19 protein-coding genes are annotated in these 23,630 nt (G+C 60.7%); 2 read left to right on the top strand and 17 right to left on the bottom strand.

What is annotated here, in order from left to right; translation table 11 throughout:
* Positions 1-67: 67 nt before the first annotated feature.
* From RGM2987_RS04850 to rpsB, 17 genes are all read right to left on the bottom strand, one after another.
* Positions 68-1,015 carry an acetyl-CoA carboxylase carboxyltransferase subunit alpha gene (locus tag RGM2987_RS04850; protein ID WP_024779026.1) on the bottom strand — a complete coding sequence of 316 codons (948 nt, stop codon included), beginning with the start codon at positions 1,013-1,015 and terminating at the stop codon, positions 68-70.
* Between the two features lie 149 nt (positions 1,016-1,164).
* Complete coding sequence (gene dnaE, locus RGM2987_RS04845) at positions 1,165-4,686, bottom strand: DNA polymerase III subunit alpha (protein WP_245138963.1); 3,522 nt, start codon at positions 4,684-4,686, stop codon at positions 1,165-1,167.
* 217 nt (positions 4,687-4,903) lie between these two features.
* Positions 4,904-5,545 carry a ribonuclease HII gene (rnhB, locus tag RGM2987_RS04840; RefSeq protein WP_245138962.1) on the bottom strand — a complete coding sequence of 214 codons (642 nt, stop codon included), beginning with the start codon at positions 5,543-5,545 and terminating at the stop codon, positions 4,904-4,906.
* The gene (lpxB, locus tag RGM2987_RS04835; protein WP_245138961.1) at positions 5,545-6,672 is read right to left on the bottom strand and encodes a lipid-A-disaccharide synthase; all 1,128 of its coding nucleotides are present in this window, start codon (positions 6,670-6,672) and stop codon (positions 5,545-5,547) included. Before lpxB ends, rnhB begins: the two co-directional genes overlap by 1 nt.
* Before the next feature lie 2 nt (positions 6,673-6,674).
* Positions 6,675-7,451, bottom strand: a complete 777-nt coding sequence (gene lpxA, locus RGM2987_RS04830; protein WP_245138960.1) for an acyl-ACP--UDP-N-acetylglucosamine O-acyltransferase — start codon at positions 7,449-7,451, stop codon at positions 6,675-6,677.
* Complete coding sequence (gene fabZ, locus RGM2987_RS04825) at positions 7,448-7,888, bottom strand: 3-hydroxyacyl-ACP dehydratase FabZ (RefSeq protein ID WP_003184897.1); 441 nt, start codon at positions 7,886-7,888, stop codon at positions 7,448-7,450. Before fabZ ends, lpxA begins: the two co-directional genes overlap by 4 nt.
* Positions 7,889-7,993: 105 nt before the next feature.
* Positions 7,994-9,049, bottom strand: a complete 1,056-nt coding sequence (gene lpxD / locus RGM2987_RS04820; RefSeq protein WP_245138959.1) for a UDP-3-O-(3-hydroxymyristoyl)glucosamine N-acyltransferase — start codon at positions 9,047-9,049, stop codon at positions 7,994-7,996.
* 3 nt (positions 9,050-9,052) lie between these two features.
* Entirely contained in the window at positions 9,053-9,556 is a 504-nt protein-coding gene (locus RGM2987_RS04815; protein ID WP_024779019.1) for an OmpH family outer membrane protein, read from the bottom strand.
* A 45-nt stretch (positions 9,557-9,601) separates the two neighbouring features.
* Positions 9,602-11,989, bottom strand: coding sequence for an outer membrane protein assembly factor BamA (gene bamA, locus RGM2987_RS04810; protein WP_245138958.1), 2,388 nt, complete (start codon positions 11,987-11,989; stop codon positions 9,602-9,604).
* Between the two features lie 74 nt (positions 11,990-12,063).
* Entirely contained in the window at positions 12,064-13,416 is a 1,353-nt protein-coding gene (gene rseP / locus RGM2987_RS04805; protein ID WP_245138957.1) for an RIP metalloprotease RseP, read from the bottom strand.
* A 52-nt stretch (positions 13,417-13,468) separates the two neighbouring features.
* Positions 13,469-14,659, bottom strand: a complete 1,191-nt coding sequence (ispC, locus tag RGM2987_RS04800; RefSeq protein WP_245138956.1) for a 1-deoxy-D-xylulose-5-phosphate reductoisomerase — start codon at positions 14,657-14,659, stop codon at positions 13,469-13,471.
* Positions 14,656-15,462, bottom strand: coding sequence for a phosphatidate cytidylyltransferase (locus RGM2987_RS04795; protein WP_245138955.1), 807 nt, complete (start codon positions 15,460-15,462; stop codon positions 14,656-14,658). Before RGM2987_RS04795 ends, ispC begins: the two co-directional genes overlap by 4 nt.
* Entirely contained in the window at positions 15,462-16,217 is a 756-nt protein-coding gene (gene uppS / locus RGM2987_RS04790) for a polyprenyl diphosphate synthase (RefSeq protein ID WP_245138954.1), read from the bottom strand. The genes RGM2987_RS04795 and uppS overlap by 1 nt, the downstream gene beginning before the upstream one ends.
* 12 nt (positions 16,218-16,229) lie before the next feature.
* The gene (gene frr, locus RGM2987_RS04785; protein ID WP_245138953.1) at positions 16,230-16,787 is read right to left on the bottom strand and encodes a ribosome recycling factor; all 558 of its coding nucleotides are present in this window, start codon (positions 16,785-16,787) and stop codon (positions 16,230-16,232) included.
* Positions 16,784-17,527, bottom strand: coding sequence for a UMP kinase (gene pyrH, locus RGM2987_RS04780; protein ID WP_003198235.1), 744 nt, complete (start codon positions 17,525-17,527; stop codon positions 16,784-16,786). The genes frr and pyrH overlap by 4 nt, the downstream gene beginning before the upstream one ends.
* A 213-nt stretch (positions 17,528-17,740) precedes the next feature.
* Complete coding sequence (gene tsf / locus RGM2987_RS04775) at positions 17,741-18,607, bottom strand: translation elongation factor Ts (protein ID WP_245138952.1); 867 nt, start codon at positions 18,605-18,607, stop codon at positions 17,741-17,743.
* A 194-nt stretch (positions 18,608-18,801) separates the two neighbouring features.
* Positions 18,802-19,539: a 30S ribosomal protein S2 gene (rpsB, locus tag RGM2987_RS04770; RefSeq protein ID WP_042732227.1), complete on the bottom strand. Its 738-nt coding sequence runs from the start codon at positions 19,537-19,539 to the stop codon at positions 18,802-18,804.
* Positions 19,540-20,003: 464 nt separating this feature from the next.
* Here rpsB and map point away from each other — a divergent pair, with 464 nt between their 5' ends.
* Together map and RGM2987_RS04760 are read left to right on the top strand one after the other, a co-directional pair.
* Positions 20,004-20,786, top strand: coding sequence for a type I methionyl aminopeptidase (gene map / locus RGM2987_RS04765; RefSeq protein WP_245138951.1), 783 nt, complete (start codon positions 20,004-20,006; stop codon positions 20,784-20,786).
* Between the two features lie 54 nt (positions 20,787-20,840).
* Positions 20,841-23,543: a [protein-PII] uridylyltransferase gene (locus RGM2987_RS04760; RefSeq protein WP_245138950.1), complete on the top strand. Its 2,703-nt coding sequence runs from the start codon at positions 20,841-20,843 to the stop codon at positions 23,541-23,543.
* The last annotated feature ends 87 nt before the right edge of the window (positions 23,544-23,630 follow it).

The raw sequence follows: 23,630 nt of genomic DNA, 5'->3' as shown, positions 1-23,630 counted from the left end.
ACATAATCGTTAACCGACACACCGCTTTCGCGAGCAAGCCCGCTCCCACAGGGGTACAGCAGTTGGATCAGAGCCCGTAGCTCATCAACCGCTCGTAGCGACGGGCCAGCAGCGCGTCGTTGTCGAATTTCTTCAGCATCGACAGTTGCGAACTCAGCTCGGCGCGAATCAGCGCAGCTGCTGCTGCCGGGTCGCGGTGAGCGCCGCCCACCGGCTCGTTGATCACCTTGTCGACGATACCCAGGCCCTTGAGCCGCTCGGCGGTGATGCCCATGGCTTCGGCCGCATCCGGTGCCTTCTCGGCGGTTTTCCACAGGATCGAGGCGCAGCCTTCCGGCGAGATCACCGCATAGGTGGAATATTGCAGCATGTTCAACTGGTCGCAGACACCGATGGCCAATGCACCGCCGGAACCACCTTCACCGATCACAGTGGCGATGATCGGGGTTTTCAGGCGAGCCATGACGCGCAGGTTCCAGGCAATCGCTTCACTCTGGTTGCGCTCTTCGGCGTCGATGCCCGGGTAGGCGCCCGGGGTGTCAATAAAGGTCAGGATCGGCATCTTGAAGCGTTCGGCCATTTCCATCAGGCGGCACGCCTTGCGGTAGCCTTCCGGACGCGGCATGCCGAAGTTGCGGCGGACTTTCTCGCGCACTTCGCGGCCTTTCTGATGGCCGATAACCATCACTGGCTGGTCGTCGAGACGGGCGACACCACCGACGATCGCGGCGTCGTCGGAGAAATGACGGTCGCCGTGCAGTTCGTCGAACTCGGTAAAGATGTGGTCAATGTAGTCCAGGGTGTACGGACGGCGAGGATGGCGCGCCAGACGCGCGATCTGCCAGCTGGTGAGCTTGCCGAAGATGTCTTCGGTCAGCGTGCGGCTCTTGTCCTGCAGACGAGAGATTTCATCGCCGATATTCAGCGAATTGTCATTACCGACCAAGCGCAACTCTTCGATCTTGGCTTGCAGGTCGGCGATCGGCTGTTCGAAATCTAGAAAATTCGGGTTCATAGGCGTCCGTCTTGGGTCGACGTCCAAGAGAGCTTGGGCCGGCCGGTTGTCTATTCGCGCCTACCTTAAGGGAGAGGCGCGTTCAGGTCGAGATTAAAAATTCGGGTCGAGATCAGGGGCGCACAGGTTTGGAGAGTGGCCCCTGGCCGTCAACGGTATTGGAGGAAGACGTTGTCTTTGCCGAACTGGTCACGCAAGGCTTGAATCAACGCATCCGCCGGGTCAATTCGCCAGCCTTCGCCGAACTGCAACACGGCCTTGGCGTCGGGGCGTACGTACTCCATGGTGATCGGGCAGGCGCCGCGATGACGCTTGAACAACTCGCCCAGCCAGCGTAGCTGATCGCCCTTGAGGTCCTGGGTCTGCAATTTCAGGCGCAGGCTTTCGGCCAGGTTGGTGCGGGCATCTTCCATGCTCATCACGCGCTTGACCCGCAGCCTCAGGCCGCCGGAGAAATCGTCGTTGCTGACCTCGCCTTCGACCACCACCATCGCGTCGGTCTGCAACAGCGATTGCGCCGAGTGGAACGCATCGGCGAACAACGACGCCTCGATGCGTCCGGAGCGGTCGTCGAGGGTGATGAAGCCCATCTTGTCGCCCTTTTTGTTCTTCATCACCCGCAAGGCGATGATCATGCCGGCGACAGTTTGCGTGTCGCGGGCCGGCTTCAGGTCGATAATGCGCTGGCGGGCGAAGCGGCGGATCTCGCCTTCGTACTCGTCGATCGGGTGCCCGGTGAGGTACAGGCCCAGGGTGTCTTTCTCGCCCTTGAGGCGTTCCTTGAGGGTCAGTTCCTTGGCCTTGCGATGGTTGCCGTAGACGTCGGCGTCGTCCTCGACGAACAGCCCGCCAAACAGGTCGGCGTGACCGCTGTCGTGGGTGCGGGCGGTCTGCTCGGCCGCCTTGATCGCCTCTTCCATGGCCGCCAGCAAGACCGCGCGGTTGCGGTCGATGTTGGCCTGGTAGGCCTTGGGCTCGTCGTGGAAATAAGGGCCCAGGCGGTCGAGCGCGCCACTGCGGATCAAACCGTCGAGGGTGCGTTTGTTGATGCGTTTGAGGTCTACCCGCGCACAGAAGTCGAACAGATCCTTGAACGGCCCGTCCTGGCGCGCTTCGGTGATGGCCTCCACCGGCCCCTCGCCCACGCCCTTGATCGCACCCAGGCCATAGATGATGCGGCCTTCGTCGTTCACCGTGAACTTGAACTCCGAAGCGTTCACGTCCGGCGCGTCGAGGCGCAGTTTCATGGTCCGCACTTCTTCGATCAAGGTCACGACCTTGTCGGTGTTGTGCATATCCGCCGACAGTACCGCAGCCATGAACGGCGCCGGGTAGTGGGCCTTCAGCCACGCCGTCTGGTAGGACACCAGGCCATAGGCGGCGGAGTGGGATTTGTTGAAGCCATAACCGGCGAACTTTTCCACCAGGTCGAAGATGTTACCGGCCAGGTCGGCATCGATGCCGTTGTTCGCACAACCCTCGATGAAACCACCGCGTTGCTTGGCCATTTCCTCGGGTTTTTTCTTACCCATGGCCCGACGCAGCATGTCGGCGCCGCCGAGGGTGTAGCCGGCCATGACCTGGGCAATCTGCATCACCTGTTCCTGGTACAGGATGATGCCGTAGGTCGGCGCCAGCACCGGCTTGAGGCCTTCGTACTGATAGTCCGGATGCGGATACGCCAGCTCGGCGCGACCGTGCTTACGGTTGATGAAGTCATCCACCATGCCCGATTGCAACGGGCCCGGACGGAACAGGGCCACCAGGGCGATGAGGTCTTCCAGGCAGTCAGGCTTGAGCTTCTTGATCAGCTCCTTCATGCCCCGGGATTCCAGCTGGAACACCGCCGTGGTCTCGGCTTTCTGCAACAGACTGTAGGTCGGTTTGTCGTCCAGGGGGATGAAGGCGATGTCCAGCGGTTCTTCGCCGACCTTGGCCCGGTCGCGGTTGATGGTTTTCAGCGCCCAGTCGATGATTGTCAGGGTCCGCAGGCCGAGGAAGTCGAACTTCACCAGCCCCGCCGCCTCGACGTCATCCTTGTCGAACTGGGTGACCAGGCCGTCGCCCTCTTCATCGCAATAGATCGGCGAGAAGTCGGTCAGCTTGGTCGGCGCGATGACCACGCCACCGGCGTGCTTGCCGACGTTACGCACCACGCCTTCCAGCTTGCGGGCCATCTCCCAGATTTCCGCGGCTTCTTCATCGACCTTGATGAAGTCCCGCAGGATTTCTTCCTGCTCGTAGGCCTTTTCCAGGGTCATGCCGACTTCGAACGGAATCATCTTCGACAGGCGGTCCGCCAGGCCGTAGGACTTGCCCTGCACCCGTGCCACGTCCCGCACCACCGCCTTGGCGGCCATGGAACCGAAGGTGATGATCTGGCTCACGGCGTTGCGGCCGTACTTCTCGGCCACGTAGTCGATCACCCGGTCACGACCGTCCATGCAGAAGTCGACGTCGAAGTCGGGCATGGAGACCCGTTCCGGGTTGAGGAAACGTTCGAACAGCAGGTCATATTCCAGCGGGTCGAGGTCGGTGATCTTCTGCACATAGGCCACCAGCGACCCGGCGCCCGAGCCACGGCCCGGGCCCACCGGCACACCATTGCTCTTGGCCCACTGGATAAAGTCCATCACGATCAGGAAGTAACCGGGGAACCCCATCTGGATGATGATATCCAGCTCGAAATTCAACCGGTCGATGTAGACCTGGCGCTTGGCTTCGTAATCCTCGGTAGTGTCCTTGGGCAGCAGGACGCTGAGGCGTTCCTCCAGGCCGTCGAAGGAGACCTTGCGGAAATACTCGTCTATGGTCATGCCGTCGGGGATCGGGAAGTTGGGCAAGAAGTGTTTGCCCAACTTCACTTCGATGTTGCAGCGCTTGGCGATCTCGACGGTGTTTTCCAGCGCCTCGGGCAGGTCGCTGAACAACTCGGCCATTTCCTCGGCGCTCTTGAGGTACTGCTGGTCGCTGTAGTTCTTGGAGCGACGCGGATCGTCGAGGGCCCGGCCCTCACCGATGCAGACGCGGGTTTCGTGGGCCTCGAAATCTTCCTGCTTGATGAAACGCACGTCGTTGGTCGCCACCAGCGGCGCGCCGATCCGGTCGGCCAGGGCGACGGCGGCGTGCAGGTGCTCTTCGTCGTTAGGACGGCTGGTGCGTTGCACTTCGATGTAGAAGCGGTCCGGGAACACGGCCATCCAGTCGCGGGCCAGGGCTTCGGCTTCTTCAGCGTTGCCGCTGAGCAGGGCCAGACCGATTTCACCCTCCTTGGCCGCCGACAGCATGATCAGGCCTTCGCTGGCCTCGGCCACCCACTCACGCTCGATGATGATCGAGCCGTTGCGCTGACCGTCGATAAAACCACGGGAGATCAGCTCGGTGAGGTTGCGATAGCCAACGGCGTTCATCACCAGCAGGCTGATACGGCTCAGCGGTGCGTCCGGGTCCTTGTTCGACAGCCACAGGTCGGCGCCGCAGATCGGCTTGATGCCCGCGCCCATGGCGTTCTTGTAGAACTTGACCAGCGAACACATGTTGTTCTGATCGGTGACCGCCACGGCCGGCATGTTCATGCCCACCAGGGTCTTGACCAGGGGCTTGATCCGCACCAGACCATCGACCAGGGAGTATTCAGTGTGCAGGCGTAGATGAACGAATGAAGCCGGCATAGTGATCCTGCGTAAAGTCATGAAAACAACAAGGCCCGGATTGTACCGGGCCTTGGGTATGAGTGGCGAATGCCCGTCAGTTATGGCGCAAAACTTGTGGGAGCGGGCTTGCTCGCGAAGGCGTCCGCACAGCTGACATCGACGTTACCTGGTCCACCGCATTCGCGAGCAAGCCCGCTCCCACATGGGTATCGTTTAACTGAAAGCCATGATTGGCTCAGCCTACGATCAACCCTTCGCGCGCTTCATAAGCCAGCCGCACCGGCGCAAACGAACGCCGGTGGATCGGCGTTGGCCCCAGGCGGGCCAGGGCTTCCAGATGAACGGGCGTCGGGTAACCCTTGTGGCCGCCGATGCCGTAGCCCGGGTAAATCAGCTCGAAAGCGCTCATTTCCCGGTCGCGACTGACCTTCGCCAGGATCGACGCGGCGGCGATGGCCGGCACCTTGCCGTCCCCCTGGACGACCGCTTCGGCGCGCATCGACAGTTTCGGGCAACGGTTGCCATCGATCATCGCCAGCTTTGGCGTGATGTGCAGGCCCTCCACCGCGCGCTGCATGGCGAGCATGGTGGCGTGCAGGATGTTCAACTCATCGATTTCCTCGACCTCGGCGCGGGCAATGCACCAGCTCAGTGCCTTCTCGCAGATCTCATCGTAGAGCTTTTCACGACGGGCTTCGGTGAGTTTCTTGGAGTCGTTGAGCCCCAGGATCGGCCGGTTCGGATCGAGAATCACCGCCGCCGTCACTACCGCGCCGCACAGGGGGCCACGACCCACCTCGTCGACACCGGCCACCAGTTCTTCCACTTCGGCGACCAGGTTGAAGTCCAGGCCCATCTGTAGCTTCGAATTATTCATTATTTCGCGCCGATCAGGGTCAGTACCGCGTCGGCGGCCTGATTGGAGGCATCGCGGCGCAAGGTACGGTGAATTTCGTCAAAGCCCCGGGTCTGCTCCTCGCCGCCATCGATCAACGGTGCCAGCGTGTTGGCCAAGGCCTCGGCGGTTGCGTCATCCTGCAACAACTCCGGCACCAGCAGACGCTGGGCCAGCAGGTTCGGCAGGGAAACGTAAGGGCTCTTGACCATGCGTTTGAGGATCCAGAAAGTCAGCGGTGCCAGGCGATAGGCGACCACCATCGGGCGTTTGTACAACAACGCCTCAAGGGTAGCAGTGCCGGAGGCAATCAACACGGCATCACACGCTGCCAGCGCGTCATGGGAGCGACCGTCGAGCAGCGTTACCGGCAAATCCCGGCCGACGAGCAGCGCTTCAAGCTGCTCGCGACGTTGCGGGCTGGCACACGGCAGGACAAACCGCACGTCGGGACGCATCGCCCGCAGGCGTTCAGCGGCATCGAAAAACAAACCACCCAGGCGACTGACTTCGCCGCCCCGGCTGCCGGGCATCAACGCCACCAGTGGCCCGCCATCCAGGCCCAGCGCCTGACGAGCGGCGTCACGGTCGGCTTCCAGAGGGATGGTGTCGGCCAAGGTGTGGCCGACAAACCGCACCGGCACGCCCTTCTCTTCGTAGAACCGGGCTTCGAATGGCAACAGCGTGAGCATCAGGTCGCAGCCTTCACGAATCTTCAGCACCCGCTTCTGCCGCCACGCCCAGACCGACGGGCTGACGTAATGCACGGTCTTGATCCCGGCCTGACGCAGCTTCAATTCGATGTTGAGGGTGAAATCCGGCGCATCGATGCCGATGAACACATCGGGCTTTGCCTCGATCAGGGTCGCGATCAGCTTCTTGCGCCGGGCCAGCAACTCGCGCAAACGCCCGAGCACTTCCACCAGCCCCATCACCGACAGGCGCTCCATGGGGAAATAGGAGGTCAGCCCTTCGGCCTGCATCAATGGACCACCCACACCAATGAACTCGACGGCGGGATGCTGCGCCTTGAGCGCCCGCATCAGGCCTGCGCCCAGAATGTCGCCGGAAGCCTCCCCCGCCACCAGCGCGATACGCAAATTGGCCATGGTTAACGCGTGATGCCGCGGGTCGAAGACTGGATGGAATCGCGGAATGTGGCGACTTCCGGGTACTGCGCCGAAGCCTCGGCCAGCTCGGCGAGTGCCTGCTCCACCGTCAGGCCCTGGCGATACACCACTTTGTAGGCGCGACGCAATGCAGCGATCGCCTCTTCGCTGAAGCCACGGCGGCGCATGCCTTCGAAGTTCATGCTGCGGGCTTCGGCGGGATTGCCGAACACCGTGACATAGGCCGGGACGTCCTTGCCGATGGCGGTACCCATGCCGGAAAAGCTGTGGGCGCCGATGTGGCAATACTGGTGCACCAGGGTGAAACCGGACAGGATCGCCCAGTCGTCCACGTGCACATGACCGGCCAGCGCGGTGTTGTTGACCAGGATGCAGTGGTTGCCGATCACGCTGTCATGGCCGATGTGCGCGTAAGCCATGATCAGATTGTGGTCGCCCAGGGTCGTTTCGGAACGATCCTGGACGGTGCCACGGTGAATCGTCACGCCTTCGCGGATCACGTTGTGATCGCCGATGACCAGGCGGGTCTCTTCACCCTTGTACTTAAGATCGGGCGTGTCCTCGCCTACCGAGGAAAACTGGTAGATGCGATTGTGACGGCCGATCCGGGTCGGTCCCTTGAGAATTACGTGGGGACCGATCACCGTACCCTCGCCGATTTCCACACCTGCGCCGATGATCGACCACGGGCCGACCTCGACATCGGCGGCCAGGACGGCCGTCGGATCGATGATTGCGCGAGGGTCGATCAAACTCATAGCTTGCGTTCCGCACAGATGATTTCAGCCGAGCAGACCGGCTTGCCGTCGACCGAAGCCTGGCATTCGAACTTCCAGATCTGGCGCTTGCAGCTGATGAACTTGGCTTCGAGGATCAGTTGATCGCCCGGGGTGACCGGCTGGCGAAAACGCAGCTTGTCGGAGCCAACGAAGTAGTAGAGCGTGCCGTCGGCAGGCTTTACGTCGAGCATTTTGAAACCAAGGATCCCGGCAGCCTGAGCCATCGCCTCGATGATCAGCACGCCCGGCATGATGGGATGCGCGGGGAAGTGACCATTGAAGAACGGTTCGTTGATGCTGACATTCTTGTAGGCGCGAATGCGCTTGCCTTCAACATCCAGGTCCACCACCCGGTCCACCAGCAGGAACGGGTAACGGTGAGGCAGGTATTCGCGAATCTCGTTGATGTCCATCATTTCGGGGGGAAGCCTATGTAAAGATTGGGAGCGCACGAGTGACGCGCACTCCGCTAGCAAATCAAGATGCCCTAACGGCTGTGCACACTTGATATGGAAATGGTATCAGCCATCTGATGAAGCATTACCGCCAGGGGTCACGTCCCCTACACGCTTTTCCACCTGCTTGAGGCGCCGCGCGATGTCGTCGAGCTGACGGATACGGGCCGCGCTCTTGCGCCATTCGGCTGCCGGTTGCATGGCTGTGCCGGAAGAATAGGCGCCCGGCTCGGTAATCGAGTGGGTCACCATGGTCATTCCGGTCAGGAACACGTTGTCACAGATATCGATATGACCCACCAGGCCCACGCCACCGGCGAGCATGCAGTGCTTGCCGATCTTGGTACTGCCGGAAATACCCACGCAGGCGGCCATGGCGGTGTGGTCACCGACCTGGACGTTGTGGGCGATCTGGATCTGGTTGTCGAGCTTGACGCCATTGCCGATGATCGTGTCAGCCAGCGCGCCGCGGTCAATCGCGGTGTTGACGCCGATTTCCACGTCATCGCCAACGGTGACGCCACCGATCTGGGCGATCTTCTGCCAGATGCCCTTTTCGTTGGCGAAACCGAAGCCTTCACCCCCCAGCACCGCGCCGGATTGAATCACCACCCGCTTGCCGATGCGCACGTCGTGGTACAGGGTGACGCGTGGCGCCAGCCAACCACCTTCGCCGACCTCGCTGCGCGCACCGATGAAGCAATGGGCGCCAAGGGTGACACCGGCGCCGATGCGAGCTGCGCTTTCGATGACCACGAATGGACCGATACTGGCGCTGGGATCAACCACCGCATCCGGCGCGATCACTGCGCTGGGGTGAACACCCGGGGCCGACTTGGGCTTGGGGTCGAACAGGTGGGAAATCCGTGCGTACGCCAGGTATGGATCGGGCACGACCAGGGCGTCGCCGACAAACCCTTCGGCATCGGCCGCCTTGAGCAACAGCGCACCCGCCTGGCTGTCGGCCAGGTATTTACGGTATTGGGGATTTGCCAGGAAGCTCAACTGAGCTGGGCCAGCCTCTTGCAAAGTGGCTAGCCCAGTAATTGCCTTCTCCGGGTCGCCACGCAGGGTGGCGCCGAGGAACTCGGCCAACTGGCCGAGCTTGATAGTCGCTGTCATGGATTACTTCAGCTGATTCATGCGCTCGATGACCTGGCGCGTGATGTCGTACTGCGGCTTGACATCGATCACGGCGCCACGCTCGAACACCAGGTCAAAACCACCTTTCTTGATGACTTCTTCCACGGCGCTGTCGAGTTTCGGCTTGAGCTGCTTGAGCATTTCACGGTCGGCAACGGCTTTGGCTTCGTTCAGTTCCTTGGACTGGAACTGGAAGTCACGGGCCTTTTGCTTGAATTCAAGCTCCAAACGCTCGCGCTCGCCCTGGGCCATTTTGTCGCCACCGGCTACCAGGCGGTCCTGGATACCCTTGGCGCTGCTTTCCAGGCTCTTGAGCTTGGTCAGTTGCGGGCCGAACTTCTTCTCGGCGTCCACGGCGTATTTCTTCGCCGCATCGGATTCCAGCAGGGCCATCTGATAGTTCAGCACGGCGATCTTCATGTCGGCAAAAGCCGGACCTGCGACCAGTACGGTCGCCAGGAGAACCAATTGAGTCAACTTACGCACGATGTACTCCTACAAAATCCATTGTCGTTGTCTTGGGTCAGACGCTTAGAACGTCTGGCCGAGGGAGAATTGGAACACTTGGGTTTCAGCGTCATCCGGTTTCTTGATCGGCATCGCCAGGGCGAAGCTCAATGGACCCAGCGCGGTGACCCAGGTCACGCCGACACCAACGGAACTGGCCATGTTGCTCAGGCTGATGTCGTTGCACGTCGTATCGGACTTGGTGCCATTAGTGTTGGTGGTAGTTTCGCACTTGGAATCGAAAACGTTACCCACGTCCCAGAAAACCGAGGTACGCAACGAGCGTTGATCCTTGACGAACGGCATCGGGAACAAAACCTCGAGACCGCCCTGGATGAGCACGTTGCCACCGAACGGCAGCGGATCCTGGTCCGGGTCGGCGATCGTACCGACGTTGCCTGTACGGTCTACACCACGGCTCGGCGTACTGCGAGGACCAAGGGTACTGTCCTTGAAGCCACGAACCGAGTTGAAACCACCGGCGTAATAGTTCTCGTAGAACGGCAGCCCCTCGGTCGAACCGTAGCCATCACCATAGCCCAACTCGGTGTGCAGGCGCACGGTGTAGTTGTCGGTCAACGGCTGGAACAACTGGCCACGGTAATCGAGTTTGAAGAACGACAGGTCGCTGCCAGGGGTCGTGGTTTCCAATACCAGGCTCTGGGAATGGCCACGCGTCGCCAGCACGCCTTTGTTCAGGGTCGACTCGGACCAGCCGGCCGATGCCTTGAAGTTCAGGTAGCTGTCGCCTTCGCGGTTCACGAAGTCGAAGATCTCGTCGACGGTGTAGCGACCGGTGTTGATCTTGTCCTGCTGGGCAGTAAGGCCGAAAGTCAGGCGCGAGGTTTCGCTGATCGGATATCCCACGTTGACGCCCGCACCCAGGCTGTCCACCGCATAGCTGGAGATATCGGAGTCGAGCTCGTCATAATCGGTGGTGCGATAGAAGGCGTTGTAGCCCAGGCTCACGCCGTCAGCAGTCCAGTAGGGGTCCACGTAGCCGAAGTTGTAGCGAGTCTGGTACTCACTGCGGGTCAGGCCGATGCTGACCTTGTTACCGGTACCGAGGAAGTTGTTCTGGGTGATCGAACCACCGAGGATCAGGCCCGCGCTCTGGGCAAAACCGACACTGGCGGTGATGGAGCCGGAGGCTTGCTCTTCGACGCTGTAGTTCACGTCGACCTGGTCATCGACACCCGGCACGGCCGGCGTCTCGACGTTGACTTCCTTGAAGAAGCCCAGGCGTTCCAGACGGGTCTTGGACTGGTCGATCAGGTAGGTCGAGGCCCAGCCACCTTCCATCTGGCGCATTTCACGACGCAGCACTTCGTCCTCGGACTTGGTGTTGCCACGGAAGTTGATGCGATTCACATAGGCACGCTTGCCCGGGTCCACGGCGAAGGTGATGTCGACGGTGTGGTCGTCATCGTGCGGCTGTGGCACGCCGTTGACGTTGGCGAAGGTATAGCCTTCGTTACCCAGGCGACGGGTGATCAGTTCGGAAGTGGTGGTCATCAGCTTGCGCGAGAACACCTGGCCTTTCTGCACCAGCAACAACGACTTGACCTGGTCTTCAGGGACTTTCAGGTCACCGCTGAGCTTGACGTCACGAACGGTGTACTTCTCGCCTTCGTTGACGTTGACGGTGATGTAGACGTGTTTCTTGTCCGGGGTGATGGACACCTGGGTCGAAGCGATGTCCATGTTGATGTAGCCACGGTCCAGGTAGTAGGAACGCAGGCGTTCCAGGTCACCGGAGAGTTTTTCACGGGCGTACTTGTCATCGTTCTTGAAGAACGACAGCCAGTTGGTGGTCTTGAGCTCGAACAGGTCGATCAGGTCTTCATCAGGGAAAACCGTGTTGCCCACCACGTTGATGTGCTGGATGGCGGCGACGGTGCCTTCGTTGATGTTGACCTTCAGGCCTACGCGGTTGCGCGGCTGCGGTACGACCTCGGTGTCGACCGTGGCCGAGTAGCGGCCCTGGGCCACGTACTGGCGTTGCAGTTCGTTACGCACGCCTTCGAGGGTGGCGCGCTGGAAGATCTCGCCTTCGGCGAGGCCCGACTGTTTGAGGCCTTTCATCAGGTCTTCAGTGGAGATCGCCTTGTTGCCTTCGATCTCGATGCTGGCGACCGACGGGCGCTCCACTACCGTGATGACCAGGACATTGCCGTCACGGCCCAGCTGGATATCTTGAAAGAAACCGGTCTTGAACAGCGCACGAGTGGACTCCACCAGGCGCCGATCATCCGCCTGCTCGCCGACGTTCAGCGGCAAGGCACCAAAGACGCTGCCCGCGGAAACCCGCTGCAGGCCGTTGACGCGAATATCAGAGATAGTGAAGGACTCGGCGTGAACTTCGGCGATCATCAACACGGTAATAACCGCGGTTAGCAGCAGACGTTTCATGAAGTCCTTTCTTATTCCAACTGGCAATAAACAAACTGCCGCAAAATGCGGCAGATTCGCAATTCAGCAAAGCGTTACAGACGACCCAGATCGTTGACCAGGGCAAGCAACATCACCCCGACCACCAGACTGATACCAATCTGTATCCCCCAACCTTGAACCCGCTCCGACAAGGGACGACCACGCGCCCACTCGATCAGATAAAACAGCAGATGCCCCCCATCCAGTACCGGGATGGGCAGCAAATTCAGAACCCCCAGGCTAATGCTCAGATAAGCAAGGAAATTCAGGAAATCAGCAACGCCCGACTGGGCAGAAGCGCCCGCCACTTTAGCAATGGTTATCGGTCCACTCAAGTTTTTTACCGAGAGCTCGCCGAACAACATTTTCTTCAGTGAGTCGAGGGTCAGGACACTCATGGTCCAGGTACGACGCGCACCCTCGCCAATCGCTGCCACCGGACCGAAACTGACTTCGCGGACCATTTCCGGTGGCCAGTCGACAGCCTTGACGCCAGCCCCCAGGTAGCCGGTCGGCGCCTTGCTCTCGCCACGAGCGGCCAGGGCCACCGGGACGTCGATTTGAGCGCCGTCACGCTCGACGCGCAGCACAATTCTGGTATCAGGATGCACACGAACCGCATCCACCACCTGCTGCCAGTCAGTCACCGCCTGGCCATCGAGTGCCAGCAGGCGGTCGCCGGTTTTCAGGCCAGCCGCCTGGGCCGGGCCCTTGGGGTCAAGTTCGGCGAGTATCGGTGGCAGCGCTGGGCGCCATGGGCGGATACCCAGGGAGCGAATCGGGTCCGGCTCGTCGGCGCCCTTGAGCCAGTTATCCAGCAGCAGCTCTCGCGGCGAATCCACCGAAGAACCCTGCTCGCGCACCATCAACTGCAATGAACCGCTCTCGCCAAGGCGGCGTACCAGTTGCAGATTGACCGCAGCCCAGCCCGATGTCGGCTCGCCATCGATGGCGACGATTTCCTGCCCGGCCCCCAAGCCGGCACGGGCAGCCACACTGCCCGCCTCCACCGTGCCGATGACCGGACGCACCTGTTCGCTGCCCAGCATGGCCAGCGCCCAGAAAAAAACCATTGCCAGCAGGAAGTTGGCGATCGGCCCTGCGGCGACGATAGCGATACGCTGGCGAACACTCTTGCGATTGAAGGACTGATCGAGTTGATCGGCCGGCACTTCGCCTTCGCGCTCATCGAGCATCTTGACGTAGCCGCCCAGCGGGATCGCCGCCACGACGAACTCGGTACCTTTCTTGTCGTGCCAGCGCACCAAGGGCATGCCGAAGCCCACGGAGAAACGCAGCACCTTGACGCCACAGCGACGCGCGACCCAGAAATGACCGAATTCGTGAAAGGTGACCAACACCCCCAGTGCAACCAGGGTGCCGACAATCATATAGAGCGCGCTCATCTGTTTTCTCCGCAATCCTGTCCAGGGCGACCCTGGCTAACGTATCGCAGCTTCAACGCCCGTGGCGCTGCAGCCATTGGCCCGCCAACTCACGAGCCCTGGCGTCCGCCGTGAATACCGCATCGAGGTCATCGACCGCAACCACGGCTTCGAGATTCAAGACTTCCTCGATGATACTCGCGATCTCGAGGTAACGGACACGTCCATCGAGAAACGCCGCAACCGCCACTTCGTTGGCCGCATTGAGCATGGCCGGCGCGCTATCGCCCGCCTCGGCCGCCTGCCGCGCCAGGCGCAGGCAGGGGAAACGCTGTTCGTCAGGCGCCTGGAAATCCAGGCGAGCGATGGCGAACAGGTCCAGCGGCGCGACACCGGAGTCGATCCGCGCCGGCCAGGCCAGCGCGTTGGCGATCGGTGTGCGCATGTCCGGATTGCCCAACTGGGCCAGCACCGAACCGTCAATGTAATCCACCAGGGAGTGAATCACGCTTTGCGGGTGGATCACCACCTCGACCTGGGACGGCTTGGCATCGAACAGCCAGCAGGCTTCGATCAGCTCCAGCCCCTTGTTCATCATGCTGGCCGAATCCACGGAAATCTTGCGCCCCATGGACCAGTTCGGATGCGCACAGGCTTGCTCAGGTGAAACATGCATCAATTCTTCCAGCGGTGTCTGCCGGAAAGGACCGCCGGAGGCTGTCAGCAAAATCCGTCGGACTCCCACCGCGCCCAGGCCACGGGAAAAATCCTGTGGCATGCATTGAAAGATCGCATTGTGTTCACTGTCGATGGGCAGCAGCACCGAACCGCTTTTGCGCACCGCCTGCATGAACAGCGCACCGGACATGACCAGGGCTTCTTTATTGGCCAGCAGGATCTTCTTACCGGCTTCCACCGCCGCGAGCGTCGGACGCAAGCCCGCCGCACCGACAATGGCCGCCATCACGGCATCGACTTCCGGGGCGGAGGCCACCTGGCACAACCCCTCCTCCCCGACCAGCACGCGAGTGGAGAGCCCGGCGGCGCGCAGATCATCCTGCAAGGCCCGCGCTACGCCCGCCTCGGGCACCACGGCAAACCGAGGCGCGTGACGCATGCACAACGCCAGCAACTCACTCAAACGCGTGAATCCACTCAGGGCAAACACTTGGTAACGCTCGGGATGCCGAGCGATGACATCAAGCGTACTGAGCCCGATCGAACCGGTCGCACCCAGCACCGTGATCTGTTGAGGCCGACTCACGAAGCCGCCATCCACAGCAATACGGCAAAGATCGGGATCGCCGCAGTCAAGCTATCGATACGGTCCAGCACGCCGCCGTGACCGGGCAACAAGTTACTGCTGTCCTTGATCCCGGACTGACGCTTGAACATGCTTTCAGTCAGGTCGCCCACCACCGAAACAAAGACAACGACAGCGGCGCCAAACAGGCCCATCAGCAGCTGTGCGACCGTCCAATCGCGCACAAAGCCGACCACGGTGGTGATCACCAGGCTCAGGGCCAGGCCGCCATAGACCCCTTCCCAGCTCTTGCCCGGGCTGACTTTCGGCGCCAGCTTGCGCTTGCCAAAGGCCCGGCCGGAGAAATAAGCCCCGACGTCGGCGCCCCAGACCAGCACCATCACGGCCATGATCTGCCAGTTGCCCAACGGCCCCTGCTTGATCCAGATCAGACCTTGCCAGGCCGGCAGCAGGATCAACAGGCCGATCATCAGCTTGGTTGCCGCGTTGGCCCAATGGTGAGTGGTTTTCGGATAGGTCAGGACCAGGAAGGTCGCCGTCGCCCACCACAGCACCGCCGCACCCAGCACCCACGGGGCGAGGCCCGGGATGAGGTGCATGATGAACAGCATGGCGGCCACCGCCACGGCATAGGCCACACGCGCCGACTGCGCGGGAAAACCCGCCAGCCGCGCCCATTCCCAGGCCCCCAGCGTCACGACCAGCCCGATGAACAGTGCAAAACTGGCACCTTCGAGCAGGAAAAAACCGCACAGGGCGATGGGCAACAGGATCAGGGCGGTGATGATTCGTTGTTTGAGCATTAAACCCGGGCTCCGGCCTCGATCTGCTCGCTCGTTTTACCGAAGCGACGCTGACGGGAAGCGAAATCGGCCAGCGCGGTACGCATGGCTTCGTGTTTGAAGTCCGGCCAGAACAGGTCGGAGAAGTACAACTCGGCGTAAGCCAGTTGCCAGAGCAGAAAGTTGCTGATGCGGTGTTCGCCACCGGTGCGGATGCACAAATCCGGCAACGGCAGGTCACCGGTCGCCAGGCAGGTCTGCAACAGATCAGGGGTAATGTCTTCCGGGCGCAAGTGCCCGGCCTGGACTTCCCGCGCCAACCGCTGGGCCGCCTGGGCAATGTCCCACTGGCCGCCATAGTTGGCGGCAATCTGCAGGACAAACCGATCAGCGCCGGCCGTCGCGGCCTCGGCTTCGCGCATCGCGGCTTGAAGCTCCGGATGAAAACGCGAGCGATCACCGATGATGCGCAGGCTGATGCTGTTCTCATTGAGGCGCTTGGCTTCCCGGCGCAGGGCCTTGAGGAACAATTCCATCAAGGCACTGACTTCATCGGCCGGACGCTGCCAGTTCTCGCTGGAGAACGCGAACAGGGTCAACACCTCGACCCCGGCCTCGGCGCACACCTCGATGACCGCGCGAACCGCATCGACCCCCGCCTTATGCCCGGCAACCCCGGGCATGAAGCGTTTCTTGGCCCAGCGGTTGTTGCCGTCCATGATGATCGCCACGTGGCGCGGCACCGCGAACGACACGGCCTGCTTGGTCTTTTCCATCAAACGAGACCCTTATACGGCCATCAGGTCTTTTTCTTTCTGAGCCAGATCCGCGTCGATCCTAGCCACGTATTTCTTGGTCAGGTCATCGATTTCGCCCGTGGCGCGACGCTCTTCGTCCTCGCTGATTTCCTTTTCCTTGACCAGATCCTTGAGCTGGCTGTTGGCATCACGACGGATGTTGCGCACCGCTACGCGGGCGTCTTCAGCCACGTCGCGCGCCTGCTTGGTGAAGCCCTTGCGGGTTTCCTCGGTCAGGGCCGGCATGGAGATCAGCAGCAACTCGCCCAGGTTGGTCGGGTTCAGGTTCAGCCCGGCACTGCCGATGGCCTTGTCGACCGCCGCCAGCATGTTGCGCTCAAACGCCACGACCTGCAGGGTACGAGCGTCCTTGACGGTGATGTTGGCCACTTGCTTGATTGGGGTGTCGGAACCGTAGTACGGCACCATCACGCCTTCCAGGATGCTTGGGTGAGCCTGGCCGGTACGAATGCGACCGAAGTTGTGAGCCAGGGACTCCAGGGACTTCTGCATGCGCTGTTCAGCGTCTTTCTTGATTTCGTTGATCATTGTTGAACTTCCTCGATCAGTGTGCCTTCGGCGCCGCCATGGACAATGTTCAGCAGGGCGCCTGGCTTGTTCATGTTAAAGACGCGCAACGGCATCTTGTGATCGCGGCACAGACAGATAGCCGTCAGATCCATTACACCCAGCTTGCGATCCAGCACTTCATCGTAGGTCAGATGATCGAACTTCTCGGCATGGGGGTCCTTGAACGGGTCGGCGGTGTAGACACCATCGACCTTGGTTGCCTTGAGCACGACATCGGCATCGATCTCGATCGCTCGCAGACAGGCAGCCGAATCCGTGGTGAAGAACGGATTACCGGTGCCGGCGGCAAAAATCACCACCTCTTTGGAGTTGAGGTGGCGCATGGCCTTGCGGCGATCGTAGTGATCGGTCACGCCAACCATGGAAATGGCCGACATCACGATGGCCGAGATATTGGCACGCTCCAGCGCATCACGCATAGCCAGGGCGTTCATCACAGTGGCCAGCATGCCCATGTGGTCGCCTGTCACCCGGTCCATGCCGGCTGCGCTCAACGCTGCGCCGCGAAACAGGTTGCCGCCGCCGATGACCAGGCCGACCTGGACACCGATCCCAACCAGTTGGCCAACTTCCAGGGCCATGCGATCCAGCACTTTCGGATCGATTCCGAACTCTTCGGAGCCCATCAGGGCCTCGCCGCTAAGCTTGAGTAGAATGCGTTTATAGCGAGCCTGATAACCACTGCCCTGCTGAGCCATTGCGAATCTCTCCTGCGGCGTATTTTCGAAAATTCTTTGCGGCTGTTTTGCAGCCTGCGTTCACTCTAGCTTGACGCTGACACAGCGCCATCGGAACACGGCTTTGTAAGCCAGTTCCGGCAGGAAACCAATAAAAATCGGCATCCCCATCCAAAAAGAGGCTGCGCGCGTGAGCGGGCAGCCTCTTCTGGGCGACAGTTATAAAAACCTGTCTTATTGCTTGCTGGCAGCAGCTACCTGGGCGGCAACTTCTTCAGCGAAGTTGTCGACCGGCTTCTCGATGCCTTCACCGACCTTGAAGTAGGTGAACGAAACGATTTCAGCACCGGCTTTCTTCGCCAGGTCGCCAACCTTGACTTCCGGGTTCTTGACGAAAGCTTGCTCAACCAGGCTGGCTTCAGCCAGGAACTTGGAGATACGGCCAGCAACCATCTTCTCGGCGATGTCAGCAGGCTTGCCCTTGAGCTTCTCTTCGTTCAGTTGCAGGAAGACGCCCTTTTCGCGCTCGATCGCTTCGGCCGAAACGTCCGAAGGCAGCAGGAATTCAGGATTGGTCGCTGCCACGTGCATGGCGATGTCTTTCGCCAGCTCAGTGTCGCCGCCCTTGAGGACGACAGCCACGCCGATCTTGTTACCGTGCAGGTAAGTACCGACCACGTCACCTTCAACGCGTACCAGGCGACGGATGTTGACGTTCTCGCCGGTCTTGCCGACCAGGACCAGGCGCGCTTCTTCCTGAGCTTCGATCAGCGGAGCGGCGTCGGTCAGCTTGTCAGCGAAGGCTTTTTCAACGCTGGCAGCGACGAATGCCTTGAAGTCATCCTGCAGAGCCAGGAAGTCGGTCTGGGAGTTGACTTCCAGCAGAACGGCGGCTTTACCGTCGTCCTTGATGGCGATGGCGCCTTCAGCGGCAACGTTGCCCGCTTTCTTGGCAGCCTTGATGGCGCCCGAAGCACGCATGTCATCAATGGCTTTCTCGATGTCGCCGCCAGCCTTGGTCAAGGCTTTCTTGCAGTCCATCATGCCTTCGCCGGTACGCTCGCGCAGTTCTTTGACCAACGCTGCAGTAATCTCTGCCATTTCAAAATCCTCTTGGATAGGTTTTCAACCATTCCACCCGACCGAACGGGCGATCAATTCTTCCCGGAAAACCACTGCTTATAGACCGCGACACGTTACAAACAGGTAGCTGCGCTGGCGACAAATGGTTTTCGAGGTGGCAAAAAGGGGGCCAAGCCCCCTTTTTGCTTACTGAGTCAACGCCAGGGCGTCAATTACTCAGCGGCTGCTGCCGGAGCTTCTTCAGCGAAGACTTCGGTGCCGCCATTAACGTTGTTGCGACCACGGATAACAGCGTCAGCCATCGAACCCATGTACAGCTGGATGGCGCGAATGGCGTCATCGTTGCCTGGGATGATGTAGTCAACGCCTTCCGGGCTGCTGTTGGTATCGACTACGCCGATGACCGGGATGCCCAGCTTGTTGGCTTCGGTGATCGCGATGCGCTCGTGGTCAACGTCGATCACGAACAGTGCGTCAGGCAGACCGCCCATGTCCTTGATACCGCCCAAGGAGCGGTCCAGCTTCTCAAGATCGCGGGAGCGCATCAGCGCTTCTTTCTTGGTCAGCTTGGCGAAAGTACCGTCTTCGGACTGCACTTCAAGGTCACGCAGACGCTTGATGGAAGCACGAATGGTCTTGAAGTTGGTCAGCATGCCGCCCAACCAGCGGTGATCGACGTACGGCGAACCGCAACGTGCTGCTTCTTCAGCAACGATCTTGCCAGCGGAACGCTTGGTGCCGACGAACAGAATCTTGTTTTTGCCCTGGGCCAGGCGCTCTACGAAGGTCAGTGCTTCGTTGAACATCGGCAGGGTTTTTTCAAGGTTGATGATGTGGATCTTGTTGCGCGCGCCGAAAATGTACTTGCCCATTTTCGGGTTCCAGTAACGGGTCTGGTGACCGAAGTGCACACCGGCCTTCAGCATATCGCGCATGTTGACTTGGGACATGATAGTTCCTTGATAAGTCGGGTTTGGCCTCCACGTATCCCAATGACCAACCAGCAGCTGCATGAGCTGAAGGCACCCAGGTCATCGTGTCGACACGTGTGTGGATTTAAGCTTACGGGGTCATCCCCGGAAAGCGGCGCATTTTATACCACGGCATGGGCGAAAACGGAACACGGATTCTGCTCTTCAAGTAAAACATCCTCAAGTCGACCACCCAAACGTGGCGAGGGAGCTTGCTCCCGCTGGGCTGCGCAGCAACCCCAAAAAAGCGAGGGCCGCTAGCGCGGCCCAGCGGGAGCAAGCTCCCTCGCCACGGTTTAACGGGGCTTAACTGGACTGGCAATGCATCCGGACGCGGATTTGCCCCGATCGTCTGTTAGAATCGCCTCTTTCAGGGCCCGGCGTATCGCCATCCGCCGCCCATTTCGCATTGAACAGCGCCGCCAGGCGCAGAGAGAGCCTGTATGACCGTTACCCTCAAGACTCCAGAGGACATCGCCAAAATGCGGGTCGCCGGCAAACTTGCCGCCGACGTGCTGGAAATGATCGCCGACTACGTCAAGCCTGGCGTGACCACCGAAGAGCTGGACCGCATCTGCCACGACTACATCGTCAACGAGCAGAAAGCCATCCCCGCGCCGCTCAACTACAAAGGCTTTCCCAAGTCGATCTGCACCTCGATCAACCATGTGGTCTGCCACGGCATCCCCAACGAAAAGCCGTTGAAGGATGGCGACACCCTGAACATCGACGTCACGGTCATCAAGGACGGCTATCACGGCGACACCAGCCGCATGTTCCACGTCGGTAACGTGCCGGAGTGGGCCCAGCGCCTGTCGAAAGTCACCCAGGAATGCATGTACATGGCCATCGAACTGGTGAAGCCGGGCTGTCGCCTGGGAGACATCGGCGAAGTGATCCAGAAGCACGCGCAGAAGAACGGCTTCTCGGTTGTCCGTGAGTTCTGCGGCCATGGCATCGGCAAGGTGTTCCACGAAGAGCCGCAGATCCTGCACTATGGCCGCGCCGGTACCGGCATGGAACTGCAGGCGGGCATGACCTTCACCATCGAGCCGATGATCAACCAGGGCCGCGCCGAGACCAAGGTGCTGGGCGACGGCTGGACCGCCATCACCAAGGACCGCAAGTTGTCGGCCCAGTGGGAGCACACCCTGCTGGTAACCGAGACCGGGTACGAGATCTTCACCCTGCGCAGCGATGACACCATCGCCCGCGTTTCTGCCTGAACCGAACCCAGCCGACAGCTATAGACAGCTATAGATAGAAAGGAAAGCCATTCGATGCCGCAGGTGGACCCCGAACTCTTCGACCGTGGCCAGTTCCAGGCTGAACTGGCCCTGAAGGCAAGCCCCATCTCGGCCTTCAAGAAGGCGATCCGCCAGGCCCACGAAGTGCTCGACCAACGCTTTCGCGATGGCCGCGACATCCGCCGACTGATCGAGGACCGTGCCTGGTTCGTCGATAACATCCTGCAAAAGGCCTGGGACCAGTTCAACTGGAGCCAGGAGGCCGACATCGCCCTGGTGGCGGTGGGCGGCTACGGGCGCGGCGAACTGCACCCCTACTCCGACATCGATCTGCTGATCCTGCTGGACAAGGCCGATCATGAAGTGTTTCGCGATTCCATCGAACGCTTCCTGACGCTGCTGTGGGACATCGGCCTGGAAGTCGGCCAGAGCGTGCGTTCGGTGCAGGAATGCGCCGACGAGGCCCGCGCCGACCTGACGGTGATCACCAACCTGATGGAAAGCCGCACCATCGCCGGCCCGGAGCGCCTGCGCCAGCGCATGCTCGATGTCACCAGCACCGCGCACATGTGGCCGAGCAAGGATTTTTTCCTGGCCAAGCACGCCGAGCAGAAAGCCCGTCACCACAAGTACAACGACACCGAGTACAACCTGGAACCCAACGTCAAGGGTTCGCCCGGCGGGCTGCGGGATATCCAGACCATCCTCTGGGTGGCGCGTCGCGAGTATGGCACCTTGAACCTACGAGCCCTGGCTGGCGAAGGCTTCCTGGTGGAAAGCGAAAACGCCCTGCTGGCCTCATCCCAGGAATTCTTGTGGAAGGTTCGCTACGCCCTGCACATGCTCGCCGGTCGTGCCGAGGACCGCTTGCTGTTCGATCACCAGCGCTCCATCGCGGGCCTGCTGGGTTTCGAGGGGCAGGACGCCAAGCAAGCCATCGAAAACTTCATGCAACAGTATTACCGGGTGGTGATGAGCATCGCCCAGCTCAGCGAATTGATCATCCAGCACTTCGAGGAAGTCATCCTCGCCCCTGAGGATGAAGAACCACCGCAACCGATCAACGCGCGGTTCCAGCTGCACGACGGCTACATCGAAGCGCGTAACGCCAATGTGTTCCGTCGCACGCCATTTGCCATGCTCGAAATCTTCGTGCTCATGGCCCAGCAGCCGGAAATCAAGGGCGTGCGCGCCGACACCATCCGCCTGCTGCGGGAAAACCGCCACCTGATCGATGACCACTTCCGCCACGATATCCGCAACACCAGCCTGTTCATCGAGTTGTTCAAGTGCAAGATCGGCGTACACCGCAACCTGCGACGCATGAACCGCTACGGGATCCTGGGGCGCTATCTGCCGGAGTTCGGCTTCATTGTCGGGCAGATGCAACACGACCTGTTCCACATCTATACGGTCGATGCCCACACCCTGAACCTGATCAAGCACTTGCGTAAGCTGCAATACACCCAGGTGTCGGAGAAATTCCCGCTGGCCAGCAAGCTCATGGGCAAGCTGCCCAAGCCTGAGCTGATCTACATGGCGGGGCTGTACCACGACATCGGCAAAGGCCGCCAGGGCGATCATTCCGAGATCGGTGCGGTGGATGCCGAAGCGTTCTGCCAGCGGCATCAACTGCCGGTGTGGGACAGCCGGCTGATCGTCTGGCTGGTGCAGAATCACCTGGTGATGTCGACCACTGCCCAGCGCAAGGACTTGTCCGACCCACAGGTGATCCACGACTTCGCCCAGATTGTCGGCGATGAAACCCGCCTGGATTACCTCTACGTGCTGACCGTGGCCGACATCAACGCCACCAACCCGACCCTGTGGAATTCCTGGCGCGCCAGCCTGCTGCGCCAGCTCTACACCGAGACCAAGCGTGCCTTGCGCCGCGGCCTGGAAAATCCGGTGGACCGCGAAGAGCAGATCCGTCGCACCCAAAGCGCCGCCCTGGACATCCTGGTGCGGGGCGGCACCGATCCGGACGATGTGGAACAGCTCTGGTCGCAACTGGGCGATGATTATTTCCTGCGCCACACCGCCGGCGACGTGGCCTGGCACAGCGACGCGATCCTGCAGCAACCGGCCGATGGCGGACCGCTGGTGTTGATCAAGGAAACCACGCAACGGGAGTTCGAGGGCGGCACGCAGATTTTCATCTACGCACCGGACCAGCATGACTTCTTCGCCGTGACCGTGGCCGCGATGGACCAGCTCAACCTCAACATTCACGACGCGCGGGTCATCACCTCCAGCAGCCAGTTCACCCTCGACACCTACATCGTGCTCGACACCGATGGCGACTCGATTGGCGACAATCCGGCACGGATCAAGCAGATTCGTGACGGCCTCACCGAGGCCCTGCGCAACCCGGCGGACTACCCGACCATCATCCAGCGTCGGGTACCGCGCCAGCTCAAGCATTTCGCGTTTGCGCCCCAGGTGACCATCCATAACGATGCCCTGCGCCAGGTCACCGTGCTGGAACTCAGCGCCCCGGACCGCCCGGGCCTGCTGGCGCGGGTCGGGCATATTTTCCTGGAGTTCGACCTGTCGCTGCAAAATGCCAAGATCGCCACCCTCGGCGAACGAGTGGAAGACGTGTTCTTCATCACTGACGCCAACAACCAGCCACTGTCCGATCCGCAGTTGTGCAGCCGCTTGCAGGAAGAGATGGTCCGGCATTTGAGCGTCAACCAGGAACCCGATGCTCACCTGACACGCATCAGCATCTGAACCAATATATGTCCCCTGTGGGAGCGGGCTTGCTCGCGAATGCGGTGTGTCAGTCAACTGACCATCGCCTGGCACACCGCATTCGCG

It is taken from the genome of Pseudomonas sp. RGM2987 (assembly GCF_022952855.1).
Taxonomy (GTDB): Bacteria; Pseudomonadota; Gammaproteobacteria; order Pseudomonadales; family Pseudomonadaceae; genus Aquipseudomonas.
This window is presented reverse-complemented; position numbering and strand designations above follow the sequence as displayed.

Coding starts and splice junctions, on each gene's coding strand:
- fabZ (WP_003184897.1), bottom strand. CDS start 7,888: ATGATGGACATCAACGAGATTCGCGAATACCTGCCTCACCGTTACCCG.
- rpsB (WP_042732227.1), bottom strand. CDS start 19,539: ATGTCCCAAGTCAACATGCGCGATATGCTGAAGGCCGGTGTGCACTTC.
- frr (WP_245138953.1), bottom strand. CDS start 16,787: ATGATCAACGAAATCAAGAAAGACGCTGAACAGCGCATGCAGAAGTCC.
- map (WP_245138951.1), top strand. CDS start 20,004: ATGACCGTTACCCTCAAGACTCCAGAGGACATCGCCAAAATGCGGGTC.
- RGM2987_RS04850 (WP_024779026.1), bottom strand. CDS start 1,015: ATGAACCCGAATTTTCTAGATTTCGAACAGCCGATCGCCGACCTGCAA.
- rseP (WP_245138957.1), bottom strand. CDS start 13,416: ATGAGCGCGCTCTATATGATTGTCGGCACCCTGGTTGCACTGGGGGTG.
- RGM2987_RS04795 (WP_245138955.1), bottom strand. CDS start 15,462: ATGCTCAAACAACGAATCATCACCGCCCTGATCCTGTTGCCCATCGCC.
- uppS (WP_245138954.1), bottom strand. CDS start 16,217: ATGGAAAAGACCAAGCAGGCCGTGTCGTTCGCGGTGCCGCGCCACGTG.
- pyrH (WP_003198235.1), bottom strand. CDS start 17,527: ATGGCTCAGCAGGGCAGTGGTTATCAGGCTCGCTATAAACGCATTCTA.
- rnhB (WP_245138962.1), bottom strand. CDS start 5,545: ATGAATAATTCGAAGCTACAGATGGGCCTGGACTTCAACCTGGTCGCC.
- bamA (WP_245138958.1), bottom strand. CDS start 11,989: ATGAAACGTCTGCTGCTAACCGCGGTTATTACCGTGTTGATGATCGCC.
- RGM2987_RS04760 (WP_245138950.1), top strand. CDS start 20,841: ATGCCGCAGGTGGACCCCGAACTCTTCGACCGTGGCCAGTTCCAGGCT.
- dnaE (WP_245138963.1), bottom strand. CDS start 4,686: ATGCCGGCTTCATTCGTTCATCTACGCCTGCACACTGAATACTCCCTG.
- lpxA (WP_245138960.1), bottom strand. CDS start 7,451: ATGAGTTTGATCGACCCTCGCGCAATCATCGATCCGACGGCCGTCCTG.
- lpxD (WP_245138959.1), bottom strand. CDS start 9,049: ATGACAGCGACTATCAAGCTCGGCCAGTTGGCCGAGTTCCTCGGCGCC.
- lpxB (WP_245138961.1), bottom strand. CDS start 6,672: ATGGCCAATTTGCGTATCGCGCTGGTGGCGGGGGAGGCTTCCGGCGAC.
- tsf (WP_245138952.1), bottom strand. CDS start 18,607: ATGGCAGAGATTACTGCAGCGTTGGTCAAAGAACTGCGCGAGCGTACC.